Here is a 17338-nt window from a genome sequence, read left to right on the forward strand (position 1 = left end):
GTTCCGGGCGCGGCGCTCAGCGCCGCTGCGGTTGGGCCGGGGCTGCGGCCGGCTGGGCCCCACCGGCCGCCGCGCGCGCCCGCTCGGCCATCAGCACGCCGAAGTTGCGGATCGCCTCCGGCGTCACCGTGCTCTCGCCCAGATCCACCGTGATCCGGCCGATGCGCCCCGTGAAGGCGAAGGGCACCTGATAGTCACGGTCATCCACCGGCGTGCCCGTGTCCTGGCCCACATCGAAGGTCTCGTCCCAGGCGAAGGTGAAGGGCGTGGTGTGCGGGATGCTCCGCTGCGCCACCTGCTGTCCATTCACCGACAGCGTGCCGCTGCCGCCATGGCCGAAGGGAACGGCGCCCTGTGGGTCGATCGAGAAATCGAAGACCATCGTGTGCCGCCCGGGCGGCAGCGCATCCGGCGCCTCCCATTTCGCGCGCTCGAGGCCGAGCAGGTTCATGGTGAAGACCGGCCGGCCCTGGCGCAGATAAAACCCCCAGCCCGCGAAGCGCCCGCCCTGGGTGACGAGCATGCCCTGCGCACCCGCCTGCGGCACCTCGATCTCCGCCGTGATGCGGAAGGAGCGGTTGAGGATGCTGGGCGCCGCATTCGCCTGGGTGCAGCAGGACGGCCCCGTATAGACGAATTGCCGGCGCCCCGCCGCCGGCCCGGGCCGCGAGACCAGCATGCCCGAGAGGCCGTTCGCGTTCAGCGGAAACACCTGGTTGCGCGTCGCCTCCATGGTGAAGAGGTCCTGCATGCGCCGCAGCCGATCCGGCTCCTGCGCCGCGAGGTCACGGACCTGCGACGGGTCGGAGTTCATGTTGTAGAGCTCCCAGCGGAAGCCGTTCATCGCGTCTTCCGGGCGCGGCGCCGTGCCCTCCCAGGGCGGCGCCGGCGGCGTCGTGCTGGCGATCCAGCCCTCGTGATAGATGGCGCGGTTGCCCAGGATCTCGAAATACTGCGTGGTCCGCCGCGAAGGCGCGGCCGCTGCTTCGCGCGGGAGCGTATAGAGCATGCTCACGCCATCCAGCGGGCGCTGCGCGATGCCGTTGATCTGCTGGGGCTGCGGCACGCCGACCGCCTCCAGCACCGTCGGCACCACGTCGATCACGTGATGGAACTGGTGGCGGATGCCGCCGCGATCCGTGATGCGGCTGGGCCAGGAAATCGCCATGCCGTTGCGCGTGCCGCCGAAATGCGAGGCGACCTGCTTGGTCCAGCGATAGGGCGTGCCGAAGGCCCAGGTCCATGGCACCGCCATGTGGTTATAGGTGCGGTCGCTTCCCCAGACGGGGATGAAGGGCATCTGCTGCTCCGGCGTCAGAGCGACGCCGTTGAAGTACATGACCTCGTTTGGCGTGCCATGCATCGAGCCTTCGGCGCTGCTGCCATTGTCGCCGCTGATGTAGATGATGAGCGTGTTGTCACGCTGGCCCAGCCGCTCCACCTCGGCGATGACGCGGCCGATCTCGTGATCCGTATAGGCGAGATAGGCCGCATAGACATTCACCTGCCGGATGTAGAGGCGCTTGTCCGCTTCCGAGAGGCTGTCCCAGCGCGGCAGGAAATCGGGCCAGGGCGAGAGCTGCGCATTGGCCGGCAGCACGCCGAGGCGCTGCTGGTTGGCGAAGATCCGCTCGCGCAGCCGCTCCCAGCCATCGTTGAACAGGTTCATCGCCTCGATGCGCGCGATCCACTCGGGCGTGGGGTGGTGCGGCGCATGCGTGCCGCCTGGCGCGTAATGGACGAACCAGGGGCGGCTGGGCGCGATCTCGGTCTGGGTGCGGATATGCGCGATGGCGTCATCCGCCATGGCGGTGATCAGGTTGAAGCCGGGCTGGCCGACATAGGGGTGGATGGGCGTCGTGTTGCGGAAGAGGTTGCCCGGCTGCCACTGCGACGTATCGCCGCCGATGAAGCCGTAGAAATAGTCGAAACCCATTCCAATCGGCCAGTTGGTGAAGGGGCCGGCCGCACTTGCCTCCCAGGGCGGCACGTTGTGGTTCTTGCCGAACCAGGCGGTGGCATAGCCGTTGCGCTGCAGCGTGGCGGCGACGGTCTGCGCCTCGGGCGGGATGATGGAGTTGTAGCCGGGGAAGCCGCCCGAGAGCTCGGAGATGTTGCCGAAGCCGACATTGTGGTGGTTGCGGCCCGTCAGCAGCGCGGCGCGGGTGGGCGAACAGAGGGCGGTGGTGTGGAACTGCGTGAAGCGCAGCCCCGTCTGCGCCACGGCGTCGAGGCTGGGCGTCGGGATCACGCCGCCGAAGGTGGAGGGGGCGGCATAGCCCACGTCATCGGTCAGGATCAGCAGGATGTTGGGTGCGCCCTGCGGCGGCATGATCTGCGGCGGCCAGGCGGGCTGACTGTCCACCAGGTTGGGCATGATGCTCCCGCTGAAGGGCGGCGTGGGGGCCGGCAGGTGGGAGCCGTCGGGCGTCAGCACCGCATCGGGCGAACCAGGCGTACCGCGGAGCTGCTGGGCGGGCGAGGCGATGGAAAGGCTCATGACCATGCCAGCCACCATGAGGCTGGTCGTGAATATTCCTCGCATACCGTTCTCCCAACCTGTGTCGTTGGCGTGGCGACTCCACCTCGAGGCGTTCCACACCGGCCAACGGTATCAGGCGGCATGCAAAAAATAGTGTGAAACTCAGGACATTCAGAAGAGCTGGCTGAGGGCCGAGCGGGACAATGGATGGCGGGCGTCGTGTTCACCGGCCGCAAAGGGCCTAGCCAGCGTCCTTTGGCCGAGACAACCGCGCACTCGTTGACGCCTGTGCGGTAGATGCCGGTTAGAGGTCGGTCGGGCTGGGGCCGCGTCGCTTCCCGAGCCGCCGCAGAACAACGCCACGCGCGAGGGTCCGGAGGCATTGCGCTGGCTTGCCTTCGCGTGCGGGCTCGGCCGGAAACCGGCGATGCGACTGGCCGTGGCCCGCTGCTCGATACAGACCAAGCCCGCGGAGAGAGTGTGTGTCGCGCCGGTCGTATGGGTGGTCGCACATGCGTTGGAGCATCAGCAAGCCACGGTGGATGCGAGGCTCTTGGGACGCACGGACAGCTTGATTTGCTGCTTCTCGTCGGAAGCCCTGTCGACGGACCAGATACGGCTCTGGGGCTGCACTCCCCATCGCAGATCAAGCGCGAGACATGGGCACCACCGATGTCGGCATTTCATTTCGTCCGTCTTCACCTCCGCGGTTGCACCCGGTGCCATGAGCGCACCGCTCTTCCTGCGCATGCAGATGTGTGGGCTGCGCCCCACATGGCTGCGAAAAGCAAAAGAAGGACGCGGAGGTTGTTCCGTATCCGAGCTCCAAGGCGGTGTGCGTGACGCTCAATCCGCCGCCCAGCGGCTCGACCGCCTGGAACAGCCTCAGACGCGGTCGCCAGGGCAGAGCGGCACCTCCACCCGCCGTCGCCCAGCCACCCTTTCGGTGCCGCCGGACGACATGACCTGCGGGCCGCTTCTGCGAGGGCAGGCCACGCTGAACAGCCAGAAAATGGCGACGAACTCAACGGCGGGGGGGGGGCGCATCGGCAAGGCGAAGGGTCATGCGTGTCTGCCGGCACGGACAGCGCCAGGGCCTTCGCCGTTCGCCTGGGCCTCCGGTTCGGTGGAACCCTCTGCTCCTGCCGCGGCCTTCCCGAGGAGCACATCTTCGAACGCGACGCGCTGCGCGGGCAGAAGGTGAAGCAGCGCGTCCCGCAGTGGTGCGAGAGCAGCGGCCACCTCACCGTCCTGGCGAAGCATCGCCGAAGCCTGCTCGATCGCGAGCCGGATGGCGTCGGCACCGAGCACGCCCGACGCGCCCAGGCCACGATGGAGCAGAGCACGCAGCGAGTCCGGGTCTTGCTCAGCTCGGGGCAAATGCAGCGCTTCCGCCACCGCCTCCAATTCCTCCATGAGCGCCCGTGCTACCTCGGGCCCAGCAGGGCCCAGCTGATCGAGCAGCGAGAGACCCACTCCCTCGACCTGGAGCGCCATACCTCGAGAGGGTGCGCAAAGCCGCTCCAGCAGGTCGAGCATCGCAGCACGCCCCACTGGCTTCGAGATGTGCGCATCCATGCCGGCAGCCCGGCAGTTCTCCACATCCTCGGGCAGCGCGGAGGCCGTGACGGCGATCACCACGATGCGACTCAACGGCGCGGGCAGCGCGCGAATGCGGCGTGTTGCCTCCAGCCCGTCCATCACCGGCATCCGCACATCCATCAGCACTGCGTCGAAGTCGCCGGCCTGCACCGTCTCGAGAGCCTCCGCGCCATCCGAGACGAGGGTGACCACATGCCCCGCGGCGCCGAGCATCGTGCGCATGAGGATGCGGTTCGCGGCGACATCGTCCGCCACCAGAAGGCGCAGCGGCCGGCTCCCCCGAGCTTCCCGAGAGGCCTCATCGGTCGGCGCGGGGAGAATGGCCGGGCGCAACGGCAGGTCCAGCCAGAAGGTCGCGCCCTGGCCCGGCATGCTCTCCACACCGACTCGCCCGTCCATCAGTGCCGCCAGCTGCGCCGTGATGGCGAGCCCAAGGCCCGTACCGGGGCTATCCGTATCGGAGATGCGGCCGAGCTGGGTGAAATCCTGAAACAGCCGGGTGCGCCTCTCCTCCGGCACACCTGGTCCGTGGTCCTGCACCTCGATGCGGACGGAACCCCCGGCGCCGAGCGCCGCCCGCAGCGTAACATGCGCGCCGTGCGGCGAAACCTTCACCGCGTTGGAGAGCAGGTTCAGCACCATCTGCCGCAGGCGCGTCGCATCCGCCTCCACCACCGCCGGCAGCTCCGGCGCACAGTCGAGCACCAGCGCGACATCCTTCCGCTGAGCCTCGGGGCCAAGCAACTCGGCGCAGCCCTCCAGCAAGGGCAGAAGCGCAAGAGGGGCAAGCTCCAGCTCCAACTTTCCTGAGTTGACCTTCGCGAGGTCGAGCAGGCCATTGACCAGGTCACGCAGATGCGCGCCAGCGTCGTGCAGCAGATGAAGCTGTTCGCGCTGCCCCGGCGTCGCGCAGCCGTCGGCCAGCAGCAATTGGGCGAAGCCGAGGATCGCATTCAGTGGCGTGCGCAACTCGTGCGACATGCGCGCGAGAAACATGCTCTTCGCCTCAGCCGCCGCCTCGACTTCGGCCATCGCCCGCTTCAGCGCCGTGATGTCGGTGCGAAGGCTGACGATATGTCCCGACGGTGTGCGCCGCTCCAACGCCTGCGCCCAGCGCCCGCACGGCAGGGGTATTTCGCGGCTTGGGCTGTCGGGGCTGGCGGAACGGATCCGGTTCGCGAGATCCGTGATCCAGCCCTCGCGTTCGGGCACGGGCGTATCAGGGCCGACCACTTCGGCATAGGCGCCCCTCGCGACGCCGGACCGGATCAGCTCTTCGATCGTGGTCCCGTCCCGCAGCACCTCTGCGAGGCTGGGGAACATGGCCGCGTAGGCCGCGTTCCAAAGGATGATCCGCTCCTGCTCGTCACAAACGTAGAGGGCGGAGGGCAGCGTATCGATGATCTCGCGCAGCAGAGTCTCAGCCTGCGTGCGGCGGGCGATCTCGGCCAGCGCTTCCTCCTCGGCCCTTCGGCGGGCCGTGATGTCATTCTCGACGGCGATGAAGCCGGTCACGGTTCCGTCTGGCCCCAGGATGGGGCTTGCCTCAATCTCGACCCAGTAGGGGCTGCCGTCCTTCCGGTGATTGGCGACGACGACGTGAAAGGCCTCCCCCGCAGCAATGGCCCGGCGCATCTGGTTCACGGTGCCAGGTTCAGTTTGCGGCCCCTGGAGGACCGACCCGGGCGTGCGCCCCTGCAGGTCTTCCAGGCTGTAGCCCGTCGCGCGCACGAACGCCTCGTTCACCCATTCGGTGCGCGCAGCCGCATCGGTGATGATGACGGGCGTGGTCATCTGCTCGACCACCAGCGCAAGGCGAGCATGTTCGGCCTGATGTGCCTCACGCGCCGTGATATCCTCGACGATGCCGTAGATCAGACCCCGCCCGTTCGGGCCGGGAACGGCGCAGCCGCGCACGCGCACCATCAGCGCGCGGCCGCGCGCTGTCCTGAACGGCAAGTCGAGGTCCCAGGGCGTTCCATCGCGGGAGGAACGTTCCAGCGCCTGCCTCAGGGCGGCCTGCGCGCTCGGCGGATAGAAGGCCAGGGCCGTGTCGAGGCTCGGGACGTAACCGGACTCCACCTCATGCAGTTCCCGCGTCAGGCGGGACCAGGACACCTCCCCGTCATCGAGGTTCACGCGCCAGGTGCCAAGGCCGGCAAGCGCCAGCAGATCGTCCTCGGACGGGGCTGCCGCTTCTCGGCCGGCGGATGCAGGAATGTCGTTCGGCATGGCGCTACGGGGTCCAGGTCGTGGCGCGCCATGGCGCGTCGCGACATGTCTCGCGCGCCGGCCCGCGATCGGGGGCGATCGGGCAGAGGCCCAGCAGAATACCACAGAGGGCCAGCACCCTCGGCGCTTGTACACGCCTGCGGATGGTCGTTGCCATACGATCCGCTGGACGGTCAGCCGTGGAAGGCATCGCGCATGTCCCTCAGAAGAAGGCGCTCGTCCCGAATCAGGGAGGCCCGGGAAGGTCGGGCAACGGCGCCAGACGACCCATGCCGCGGCGGAGGAGAGTTGGTCAGCACTTGCGACCATGGGAATCTGCCGACGCAACTTGCATTGGCAAGTTCAAGCCCATCAGTCACAAATATATTCTTTGCAAAAATAACTTCAAATTATATAATTGACTTCGCATGCTTGTAATTGGAGATAAAGAAGTCCGTTAGTCAACTTCTTTCTTCTGGACGCGTGTTCACCCTATCCGCCTGCCGAGCAAGCTTCCTCGGCCATGAGGACCGACGACGCAGACATTTACAGCGTCCCGCCGGAGGTATCCGCGACCGCCAGGTGCGTGGATCAGACCGCCAGCATGACGCGCCGCACGGCTGCCGAGGGAAGAGGCTGACGGTGAACTTGCTCTCTGGACTCTGGGGCTCGACATCGCCCGACCACCGTCAAGGCGCCAAAGCCCGCGTCGCCTCAGAACCGATACCCCGCACGGAGCGTCCCCGTATGGGCCGTCATGTCCGCGGATGCATCCAGCACATACTGCGCCCGCATCTGGAAGCCCCGGCTATGCGTCAGGTCCACCCCGAGGGCGAAGCTTCCGATCGTCCCCGCCAGCGGGCTGCGGATCCGCATCTGCTGGCCCAGCAGATATTGCCGTGTCTCGTAGCTGCTCTCCGACTGGAAGGTGGCGCCGAGGGTCACGTTCGGACGCAGCACGGTGTTCTCGGAGACATTCCAGCGGCCGCCCAGCTCGACCTGCGGCGTGACGGCGAATTGCACCTGACTGCTGCCAGCCACACGCAATCCGAAAGCGCCGGCACCCTGCTCCGTGTAGCCCCAGGCGCCCAGCCGGATCACGTCAAGGTTGACGGCCGGTTTCACGTAGACGGCCTCGCCCACGAACTCCCGTGACACGCGCAGCCGCCCGATCTGCATGTCGCCGCCGGGCGAACTGGTGGCACTCGCGCCGAAGGCGGGAAGGCTGCGACGCGCGTCACCCGAAGCGTAGCCGGCAAGGGCCGAGGCCGAGACCTGCCAGGTGCCGATCTGGCGCTTCAGCGTCACGCCGAGGGATTGGCCCTGGAGCGTCGCACGCTCATTGCCGGCCGAGGCACGAAGCCAGGCCTGCTCCTCGCTGAACACGGCGCCGATGAACCAATTGGGCGCGAACTCATATTGCCCGCCAATCTGGAACGCCACGGCGGAGGCGCTCGAGGTGGAGCCGAATTGGGTGCGGCCGGTGTCGCTGAGCCGGCCGATCACCCTGGCCCAAAGGCAGGTATTCTCGCGCAGCAGCGTCTCCGGCCCCGCGAAATCCGGGCAGGATTGCAGGGTATTGGCCAGCGCAGCCCCGCTGCTCAGGCTGTTGGCCACCTGGGCGCCCGGCGTCTGGCTCTGAAGATTGCCAAGCGCGGTGCCATAGCTGCTGGCGCTCTGGCCATAGAGGCTGGAATAGACCACGGCGCGCTGCTGCGGCGTGTAGGAGTTGGGCTGCCCTGCCGCATCCGTGTTCCAGCTGGACTGCACCGCAGCCGCCACCTGGGACTGATTGCCGCTCAGCGCGACATTGGCCGGCGTGAAATTGGCGCCAACCGTCACACCCAGGGTGTTGGCCTGCTGGAGGGTCTGGTTCACCAGCGAGAAGCTGTAGACGAGGTCGCTGTTCGCGACGGACACCCCGTTCGCGAGGGTTTCGCTGCCGAGGTTGACGCCCTGGGCGGCGATGACCTCGACCGGGCTGGACACCGGGTAGAGGTTGGTCGGGAAGATCCCCAGCTTCACGCCGTAGACGCCATAATTTCCGATCAGCGTCAGGCGGTTGGACTGCTGGTTCAGGAAATCCACCGGCATCAGGATGGTCGCCCTGTCCAGGACAAGCGACCCAGCCGGCGTCTGGAGTGTCACGCCGGCGAAGGTGCTGAACGTCTGGAGATCGAGGGTGCTGCCGGGGGTCATCGTCAGCCCGCCAAGCGTGTTCGTCCCGCTCAACCGCAATGTGCCGCCCAATTGGGCCAACACCTCGGCCCCTTCTGTCTGAAACGTGCCGGCAATCAGCCCGTAGGTGGTGACGAGCACCTGGCTCGACGGATTGACCAGAGTGACCGGGCTGCCGGTGTTGGTGGAACAGCTTGTGCCGCAGAGCGCCGATGCCCGACCGATGGTCAGGGTCGCGGCAGTGCTCCCGCTGGCACCTGACGTATCGATGGCCACGCCCGCCAACCCGCCGGACACCTGGGCGCCGCCCGTGATGGACAGCTGGACCGCGCCGCCGGCAGTCGAGCCGGCGCTCTGCGCCAGGATGCCATAGCCCTGGGCGGAGCTGACGCTGCCGCCCACGATGTTCACGGTGACAGGCCCCGCCGTACCTTTGAGGCCGCTTGCGCCCATGTTGCCGCCGAAGATGCCACCGCCGCCGCCCAGGGATTGTGCGATGATCCCATGCGCGTTGGCGCCGGTGGTCGAGACCGTCCCGCCGTTCACCTGCACCGTCACCGCGCCGCCATGGCCGTTCGCGGTGCTCGAGATGGTCCCGGATGCCAGGCCAAAGACGGTTGGCTGGTCCATGTTGCCAGCCACACCGCCACCGCCGCCGATGCTCTGCGCGATGACGCCATGCGCCCCGGCCCCGCTGGTGGCGACGAAGCCGCCCGGCCCCAGATTGACGCTGACAGCGCCGCCACTCGCGGCACCGGAACCGGCCGCCACGAGGGAGACCGGGGCCGTCTGCCCATACAGCGTGGGCGCGTAGCCGCCGCCGCCGCCGATGGACTGCGCGAGGATGCCGATCGCCCGCGGCCCGCTCGTCGTCAGTCCGGCGTTATGCGCGATGTTCACGGCCCCTCCCGTGGCGCCGCTGCCCTCGCTGCCGGAAAAGGTCGCACCCAGGCGGAAGGAGATCGGCCCTACGCCGGCGGTCAAGGTCGGCGGGGAACTGGCGCCGCCGCCACCCCCGATGCTTTGGACCAGCATGCCCAGCGCGCCATCGCCCGCCGTCTGCACGGTGCTGTAATTGGTGACGTTGACCGTCCCGCCCGCGCCCCCGCCGCCCCCATTGCCGGATTGCGCGAAGCCCAGGGTCATCACGCCGGCGCTCTGCACCCCGCCGGATTCAGCCAGGCCACCGCCGCCGCCGATGGATTGCGCCAGCAAGCCATGGGCCGAGACACCGGTGGTGGACACGCCCGTCTGCCCCGGCTGGCCGGCGGTGCCGAGATTGACCGTCACCAGCCCGCCAATGCCACCAGATGAGCCCGCCCCACCCAGCGCGACATCGAGCGAGGCGGAGAGCGGTGCCGTCAGGGTCGAGGTGCTGGAGGTCGTGGAGGAGGCCCCGCCAATGCCGCCGCCACCGCCGATACTCTGCGCGACGATCGCATGCGCCTGCAGGCCGGTGGTGGAGATGACCCCCGCCGTCTGGTTGAGGGTGACACTCCCGCCATCGCCGCTCGCACCGCCGCGGCCACCAATGGTGAGGTTGGCCGTGAAGGAGGTGAGGCTGATGATGCTTGGAAACTTGCCCTGGAGCAGCGCCGCCTGCGCCACGGTCCCAAAGCCGTAGATCTGGTTGGCCTGGTTCGCGAGGGCGGCCAGCCAGTTCTCCGGCGGTGGCGGGGCCGCCGTGCCGCCCGCGCCGCCGCCGCCGCCGATGCTCTGCGCCAGGATGCCGATGGAGGAAGCGCCGCTCGTGGTGATCCCCGCGCCGGCATTGACCGTCACCGCCCCGCCATTGCCGCCGGCGCCGCCCTTGGCGCCGATGGAGGCGGTCAGCGCATAGGACGCGCTGCCCGCGCTCGTCGAGGTGGAGCCATTGACCAGGCCACCATTGGCCACGCCGCCGCCACCGCCGATGGATTGCGCCAGGATGCCATGCGCCTGCAGCCCCTGGGTCTGCAAGGCGGCCGTGGTGGAGACATTGACGGTATTGCCGGCCCCGGCCCCCGCCGCATCGCCGCCAACGGCAAAGGCGACCGTTGCCGCCGTGCCGGTGCCGAGCGTCGGAAGCGCCGCCGAATTTCCGATACCGCCGGTCCCGCCGCCCCCGCCGATGCTCTGCGCGACGATGCCATGCGCGCCATCGCCGATGGTCGAGAGGCTGCCCCCGAGCGTGACCGCCACGGTGCCGCCATCGCCCCCCGCGCCGCCCCGGCCACCCACCGAGACCGGCACCGAGATGGCGGCGCTGCCGGTCGCGAAAAGGGTCGTGGCCAGGGCGGTGCTGTCGCCGCCCGCGCCGCCGCCGCCGCCAATGCTCTGCGCCAGGATGCCCATGGCGCCAATCCCCGAGGTGGTGATCGGCGCCGCCGTCGTCACGGTCACGCCCTGCGCCGTGCCCGCCACGCCTCCGGACCCGCCGACCGCGGTCGCGATCTGCAGGCTCGGCATGGCCGTGGTGGACACCAGGCCCCAGGAGCGCGCGCGCGACTGCCCCCCGGCACCGCCGCCGCCGCCGATGGATTGCGCGACAATGGCATGTCCATCGGGGCCGATCGTGGAGAGCTGGCCCGGCCCGCTTCCCCCGAAGGCGACCGAGACAGGTCCGCCATCGCCGCCTTTCCCGCCCGTGCCGCCGACCGCGACGCTCATGGCGAAGGGGAAACCCGCCTGGGTCGAGAAGGCAGCGCCTGCCGCGCCGCCGCCGCCGCCGACGCTCTGCGCCATGATGCCGAAGGCGTGGGCGCCCGTGGTGAAGATATTGCTGCCGACGGTGGTCGCCGTCCCGGTGGCGATGGTGCCGGCCGCGGTCACGGTCACTGCTCCGCCGGGGCCGCCCTCGCCCCCGCTGCCGCCGACCGCGGCACTCGCGATGATCCCCCAGGCGTTGGCCTTCCCGCCGAGGCCGCCGCCCCCGCCGATGCTCTGCGCCACGATGGCGGCACTGTCATCGCCCGTGGTGCGGATGCTGCCACCGGCCTCCGCCGTCACCTGCACGGTATTGCCGGCGCCGCCACCGCCGCCACTGCCGCCCACGGCCGAAAAGGCGGAGCGCACGGTGGAGCCGCTCCCGCCGCCGCCGCCCAGGCTTTGCGCCACGATCGCCTGGGCCTGCCAGCCATTGGCCAGGATGCTGCCCGAATTGACGACCGTGACCACGCCACCCGTGCCGCCCTCGCCGCCATTCCCGCCGACGCGGAACAGGCCGGAGACGCTCTTGGCGTTGCCGCCGCCGCCACCGATGGACTGCGCCAGGATCCCGACGCCGCCCGCCTGCCAGGTGGTGATCGCGCCGGTGTTGGTGACGGTGACGCCGCCCGCGGCCGAGGCATTGCCCCCGCCGCTCGGCGCGCCGAGATTGACCGTCGCACCCTCGGCCGTGTTGACGAGATAGGCGATGCCGCCGCCGCCGACGATGCTCTGCGCCAGGATGCCGATGCCATTCGCCATCAGAGCGGGGTTCTGCGAATCGGCCTGGGTGCCGCTCGACATGCCGGCTGCGCCCACCGTGATGCTGCCGCCATGGGTGACCGTGACCAGGCTCGCAGTGCTGACATTGCTCGTGCCGAAGCCAAGGGTGAAGCTGGTGGTGACGTTGCTGGCCTGCTGCGTCCCGCCCGCGCCGCCGATGCTCTGCGCCACGATGCCGTCGCTGCCAGGCCCCTGCGTCACGATGGTCGCGTTGCTGGTGACCGTGACCGCGCCACCGCTGCCGGGCGCGTTGAAGAAGAGGCGGCTTTGCGGGACGCCGGTCGTGGCCCCGCCGGAGAGGCTGCCGGCGATGATGCCGGCCGAGAAGGCACCCGACGTCACGATCTGGTTCGGGCTGGCGACGTTGACCGTGACCGGCCCACCCGCGCCGCCATTGCCCTGCTCCTCACTGCCGATGATGTTGCCGCCCGCGCTGATGGCGAGGATTCCCGGCGCGTTGCCGCCGCTGGTCGAGATGCGGCCGCCGGTGTTGCCCTGAAAGGCCACGAACGAGACGCCGACCGCCCCGCCACTCCCGCCGCCCTGGCTGCCCGCGGCGACCGAGCCGCCGCCGCCCGCGCTGAAGGCCAGCACGCCTGGGCTGTTGTCGGCGATGGTCGAGATGTTGCCCAGGGTGGTGATGCTGACCGCACCACCCGCACCGCCCTGGCCGATGCCGATGCCCCCATCATTGGCCGCATCCCCACCCAGGCTGATGGCGAGCAGCCCGGCATTGATGCTGGGCTGTGCCTGGAAGGTGCCGGCCGCCGGCACCGTCACGCTGGCGCCGGTGGAGATGTTGACGAAGCTCTGGTTGCCGGACGCGTCGATGCCGTTGGCGATGGTCACGTCCCCCGCCGCCCCGCCGGTGACCAGCGTCGTCGCGGCGCCGGACTGGCTTTTCGACGCGAACCCGCCCGTCCCTTGCCCGCCGAAGGAAACGCCCGCCACGGCCCCGCCGAAGGGCAGGACAAAGAAGCCAAAATTCTGGCCACTGACGAAGGTTGTGGGTGGGGTGGCCGTTCCCGGCACGGCGCTGATGCTGCCCGTATTGTTGATGATCACCGCCCCGCCCGCCCCGGGCCCCGGCACGAAGCCGGGCGTGGCCACGTCGGGCGTGCCGCCGATGGAAAGGCCGACAATCCCTGCCGCGCCTGGCCCTGCCGCGCCTGGCGCATTGGCCGCCGTCGCCACGATATTCGCCGAATTGGCAATCGTGACGGTGCCGGCGGAGTCACTGGTCGGGCCGGAGATGACCGTGCCGGGTGACGAGATGCCGGCGACGCAGGCAACGACGCCATTCGCGAAGCCCGCGGCCTGTGTCGCGGAATTATAGACCGTCTGCCGTGCCGAGCAGTTGTTCGTGGGGTCAGGCGCCTGCGACGTGACCAGCGAAACATTCCCCGCGGAGAGCTGGAGTGCCGGGACGTCTTGCGCCGCGGCAGGCGCGCCGGCGAGCAGGGCCAGAGCCGCGCCGCCTCGCGCGCCCCGAAGCAGTTTCCGCCGACGGTCTTTGCGCTGCATCGTTGGCTCTATGCTCCGCTGTGGTCTTGGTCGTCAGCCCGTGTCCAGCTTGATGAGTCCTGGAGTTCAACCATCGCTGGCGCGTGTCTGATCCCTGGCGCCGCCTGCCGCACCACGATCAGCGAGGCCGTTCCCTCCGCGGCCGCGCCGCTCAACGAAGCGAGGGGGATGGACCGCGTCGGCGCGATGCCGATCATCGTCGTGAGGTCGAACTTCACGTCATCTCGGCCGCCATAGGCCCGCAGATGGAAGGTGGAGCGCTCCAGATCGGTCAGCGCGATCCAGGACATGTGATCGCTGGAGATGTCCGGCACGGCCGCACCCGATGCTGTGGGGACGCCCAGCCCCTCCACGCTCGCGCCGCGCGGGTCGATCACGATGTTCCGCGGGCGATCGAAGCTGTTCATGACGCGCGCCACTCTCCGCACCGCATCGTCGGGGCTGCGAACGTCTCGGCGTATGGGGCGCGATAGGCCGCCCGGACGAAGCGCCCGACCGAGGCGTTGGATGCCGGCGACCCTTTGGGGCGCGATGCCCGACCTCGGCTGCGCCAACGCCCATGCGCCAAGCCGACCGGTGGACACGTCCATCTTCCGCAGGAAGCGGTCATTGGCGAGGTGCCAAGGCGGCCTTAGCCTCGGCCAACATCGCGAATTGGCCCGAGGCGAAGGCGCCCAGATCCATCGCAGCGAGAGCGACGCGGGTCCGGTTCGCGGAAGCCCGAGGCCCTGACGCACTGGTACAGGCCAGCAGGCCGAGGGTCAGCCCTGGTTCATTGAACCCCTGCACGATCTTCAGGCCATGGAGGTCGGTATCAGGTATCGTGCCGGCCAACATGCGCGAGCGCCTTGTCAACGTCGTAGCCAGAGCCCCGAGCGAAGTGCGCGACCTGCAGGAGAGCCCGGCCGGAAGCGCCGTGACCTGATCGGGCAGCTCCATGGCCAGCTCGAGCGTGCGTCCGGCGCAAATGGCCTCAGCCTGATCGCAGAAGATCAATGAGGGGCAGGCCTGCGCGACGTTGGCCGCGAAGCGGGGTAGCGCCACCTGACTGTTGACCGTGACACCAAGGCAGTGCGGCAGGATAGGGGGCAATTCCGGCTCCGGATCAGCCCAGGTACATTAATGCCAGGTTAAGTGAATGCGAAGCCAAAGATGAGCTTCAGGTGAGGCCCCTTTGCCGTGCCTCTCTCGTTGCTGTTCGTTGATCGAGCGGTTGTGACGTGCTCCCCTGGGCGACCGTGGTCCGCTTCGCGCCGGGCGTCACCATTTTCTTGTCGAGATGTCGTTCAGCACCGCGATGTCCAGCATCGCCTCCGCCAGCAGCTTCTTGAGCTTGGCGTTCTCCTCTTCCAACGTCCGCAGCCGCTTGGCCTCGGTCACCTCAAGGCCGCCAAACCTGGCCTTCCACTTGCAGAAGGTCGCCCCGCTGAGGCCGTGACGGCGGCACATATCGGCCGTTGCCGCACCGTTGATCGCACGCAGCGATCAACCCCGCTCTTTCAGTATCCCGATGCTCTGCTCATCGCTGAAGCTGCTGCGCTTCATTCGTCCGCCCCTTGCTGGATCGGACGCTCCCGAAAAATGGCGCCATTTCAGGGGAGCACGTCAGCGGCGATGCTTTCCGCGCCGCGCAGGCCTTCGAGGACGATGCGGATCTTGTCCTCGGCGGAGTGGTGCTTGCGGGTGGCGCGGCGGATGTCGCGCACCAGCTTCTCGGTGGGCGGCCTGGCGGCGGGGGCGGAGGATTTCTGGCTCATCTTCACTCTCCTGGGGGTTACGATGAGCCGGAAATCCTCCGCTTCTCCAACACGCTTGCCTGTCCCCAGGGTGCTGACGCCGGACAGTCACCGGGTCAGGTCATCCAGCAGCCGGCACCGACGGCCTGAGCGTGCTTCGTGACACCCCCGAACATCGGCTCCTGCGTGACCATATCCTATGGCAACCGCGGCGCTCCGACCGGTGCGATCATGACCAGTCGGCGGCCGCTCGGCGGTGATATCGCCATCGTGTACGGGCTCCGACCAAGCACGAATGCAACGACGATGCGCGGGAGCTAGGCTTTCCTGGACTCCTGCGTGTTCAGCACCGCCTCCAACTGTGCTTCCAGCGCCTCAAGGCCCATGCCCTCCAGATCGAAGCGGATGTGCAGCCCGCTCTGCGCCTGGGACTCCACCACGGTGAAGGGAACGGGCAGGCTGAGCCCAGGCGAATGCAGCAGGCCGCGCCGCCCGATGGGCTCGGGCGCGAAATGACGCAGCCTTGCCCCGCCGCGCGAGAGGTCATGCAGCTGGACGGCAACCCGGGGCGCCTGCGACCAGGCGATCTCGACCATCCAGTCCGCCGGCAGACGCTGGTGGCGGCGCCGCTCGCCCGGGGCGGAAGCGGCCTGATGGGCCGTCGGAACCGTGGCCGGAGCGGGTGCGGCCCGGGTGGGCTCGGCCAGACGCGATGCGAGGCGCAGCCGGAACTGCTGGGCGGCCAAGGCCGCGAAGGTCAGCGCGAGGATGAGCGAGGCGATGGCCGAGCCATTCTCCGGGCCGGCCAGCAGGATCACGAGGAGCTTGGTGGTGAAGCCGATGCTCAGCAGCAGCGGCAGGCAGGCCAGCCAGACCATGGGTCGTCTCCGTCAGAACAATTCGATGGCGGGCCCCGCCTGCCCCGCGGCGTTGCCATGGACCTGGCGCTGCGCATGCATCACGTAGCTGTCCTCCATGCGGCGCAGCAGGGTGGCTTCGACACTCTCGACCGAGCGGCGTTCGTGCAGCGCCTCGGCCAGCCAGCCGGCATGCAGCCCGATGCGCTCGATGGCTTCGGCCACCTGCTGCAGCCGCTGCCGGACGATGTCCTGAAACTGCATGGCGCCCAGCGCCTGGGTGATGTGCCCGGAGATGCGCTGACCATGCTCGCCGGTGGAGGTCAGCACCGCGCCGGCCCCCGCGGCGATGCGCGCGAAGGCCGCAGCCGCGCCGGCCGCCTGGCCCTGCGCGCCATCCAGCAGTTGATGGTCCGCCTCCGTGTCCAGCGCATCCGACATGCGGGCTCGCATCAGCTCCCTCAGGCGGATGAGGCCGGTATTCACACCATCGGCCACCTTGGCCGACTGGCCGGCCAGCTCCCGCACCTCCTGCGCCACGACGGCGAAGCCCTTGCCGGCCTCGCCCGCCCGGGCCGCCTCGATCGTGGCGTTCAGTGCCAGCAGACGGGTCTGTGTGGCGATCCGGCTGATATCGCCGATCGCCTGGGCGAAGCCCTCGGCCTCCTGTGCGATACGCTCATAGACGGTGCGGTCCGCCTCGATCTGCATGGCACGCTGGGCCAGCCTGGCGCGCAGCGCCTCCATCGCGTGGCGCATGCTCTCCACATCGGCCTGGCCCTCCTGATTCGACCCGGCTGCGCCGGCTTCGGCCTGCGCCAGATCGGCCATCAGCTCGCGCGCGGCAGCGTCCAGCGCGTTGAGATCCTGGATCAGGCCGAGCGCGGCGCCCTCCGTCTCCGCGATGGCATTGTCCACCTGGGCCTGCAGGATGCCCGCAACCTCGCGATAGCGCAGCAATTCAGCGGCGACGGCCGGGGCCGCGTGCGGCGCCGGGGCCGGCAGCCCGGCCGGAGGCGTGGCGAGGGCGGGCGCGGCCGGCGCGACGGGTGCGTGCAAGGCCGGCACCGGCCGCACCAGCAGCGGCAGCAGGACGCAGGCAAAGGCCAGCGCACCCAGCAGGTCCGCGAGGAGCGAAACGCCCAGCACCGCCCGCCCGGCCGCGCTGGCCGAGACGCAGATCAGCATGCCCAGCAGCAGCATCGCAGCCACCTGGCGCCGGCCGGCGCGCGGCGTGGGTTGCGGCCGGGGCGGGGCCAGGGCGTCGAAGGGCATGCGCG

General features: G+C 69.2%; 7 protein-coding genes and 2 pseudogenes. All 9 read right to left on the reverse strand.

What is annotated here, in order from left to right:
• Positions 1 to 16: 16 nt before the first annotated feature.
• The gene (locus KTR66_RS16985) at positions 17 to 2500 is read right to left on the reverse strand and encodes an arylsulfatase (RefSeq protein WP_213614564.1); all 2484 of its coding nucleotides are present in this window, start codon (positions 2498 to 2500) and stop codon (positions 17 to 19) included.
• Positions 2501 to 3544: 1044 nt separating this feature from the next.
• Complete coding sequence (locus KTR66_RS16990; RefSeq protein WP_213614566.1) at positions 3545 to 6316, reverse strand: ATP-binding protein; 2772 nt, start codon at positions 6314 to 6316, stop codon at positions 3545 to 3547.
• 693 nt (positions 6317 to 7009) lie between these two features.
• A complete protein-coding gene (locus tag KTR66_RS16995; RefSeq protein WP_213614568.1) occupies positions 7010 to 13465 on the reverse strand; it encodes an autotransporter outer membrane beta-barrel domain-containing protein in 6456 nt (2151 codons plus the stop codon).
• 8 nt (positions 13466 to 13473) lie between these two features.
• The gene (locus KTR66_RS17000; protein WP_213614570.1) at positions 13474 to 13872 is read right to left on the reverse strand and encodes a hypothetical protein; all 399 of its coding nucleotides are present in this window, start codon (positions 13870 to 13872) and stop codon (positions 13474 to 13476) included.
• A gap of 199 nt (positions 13873 to 14071) precedes the next feature.
• Complete coding sequence (locus tag KTR66_RS17005; RefSeq protein ID WP_213614572.1) at positions 14072 to 14557, reverse strand: hypothetical protein; 486 nt, start codon at positions 14555 to 14557, stop codon at positions 14072 to 14074.
• 100 nt (positions 14558 to 14657) lie between these two features.
• A pseudogene (locus KTR66_RS17010) lies at positions 14658 to 15010 on the reverse strand (transposase); the annotation flags it as partial.
• Positions 15011 to 15075: 65 nt separating this feature from the next.
• Positions 15076 to 15222 (reverse strand): annotated as a pseudogene (locus tag KTR66_RS17015) (IS3 family transposase); the annotation flags it as partial.
• Between the two features lie 296 nt (positions 15223 to 15518).
• Entirely contained in the window at positions 15519 to 16079 is a 561-nt protein-coding gene (locus KTR66_RS17020; RefSeq protein WP_213614574.1) for a PilZ domain-containing protein, read from the reverse strand.
• A 12-nt stretch (positions 16080 to 16091) separates the two neighbouring features.
• The gene (locus KTR66_RS25195) at positions 16092 to 17333 is read right to left on the reverse strand and encodes a methyl-accepting chemotaxis protein (protein ID WP_305799137.1); all 1242 of its coding nucleotides are present in this window, start codon (positions 17331 to 17333) and stop codon (positions 16092 to 16094) included.
• Between the last annotated feature and the right edge of the window lie 5 nt (positions 17334 to 17338).

Origin of the sequence: Roseococcus sp. SDR (genome assembly GCF_019083995.1) — a bacterium.
Lineage (GTDB): Bacteria > Pseudomonadota > Alphaproteobacteria > Acetobacterales > Acetobacteraceae > Roseococcus.

Bases quoted from the DNA above. Each gene is read 5' to 3' on its own strand.
- KTR66_RS16995 (WP_213614568.1), bottom strand. From the start codon at position 13,465: ATGCAGCGCAAAGACCGTCGGCGGAAACTGCTTCGGGGCGCGCGAGGC.
- KTR66_RS16985 (WP_213614564.1), bottom strand. From the start codon at position 2,500: ATGAGCCTTTCCATCGCCTCGCCCGCCCAGCAGCTCCGCGGTACGCCT.
- KTR66_RS17000 (WP_213614570.1), bottom strand. From the start codon at position 13,872: ATGAACAGCTTCGATCGCCCGCGGAACATCGTGATCGACCCGCGCGGC.
- KTR66_RS25195 (WP_305799137.1), bottom strand. From the start codon at position 17,333: ATGCCCTTCGACGCCCTGGCCCCGCCCCGGCCGCAACCCACGCCGCGC.
- KTR66_RS17020 (WP_213614574.1), bottom strand. From the start codon at position 16,079: ATGGTCTGGCTGGCCTGCCTGCCGCTGCTGCTGAGCATCGGCTTCACC.
- KTR66_RS16990 (WP_213614566.1), bottom strand. From the start codon at position 6,316: ATGCCGAACGACATTCCTGCATCCGCCGGCCGAGAAGCGGCAGCCCCG.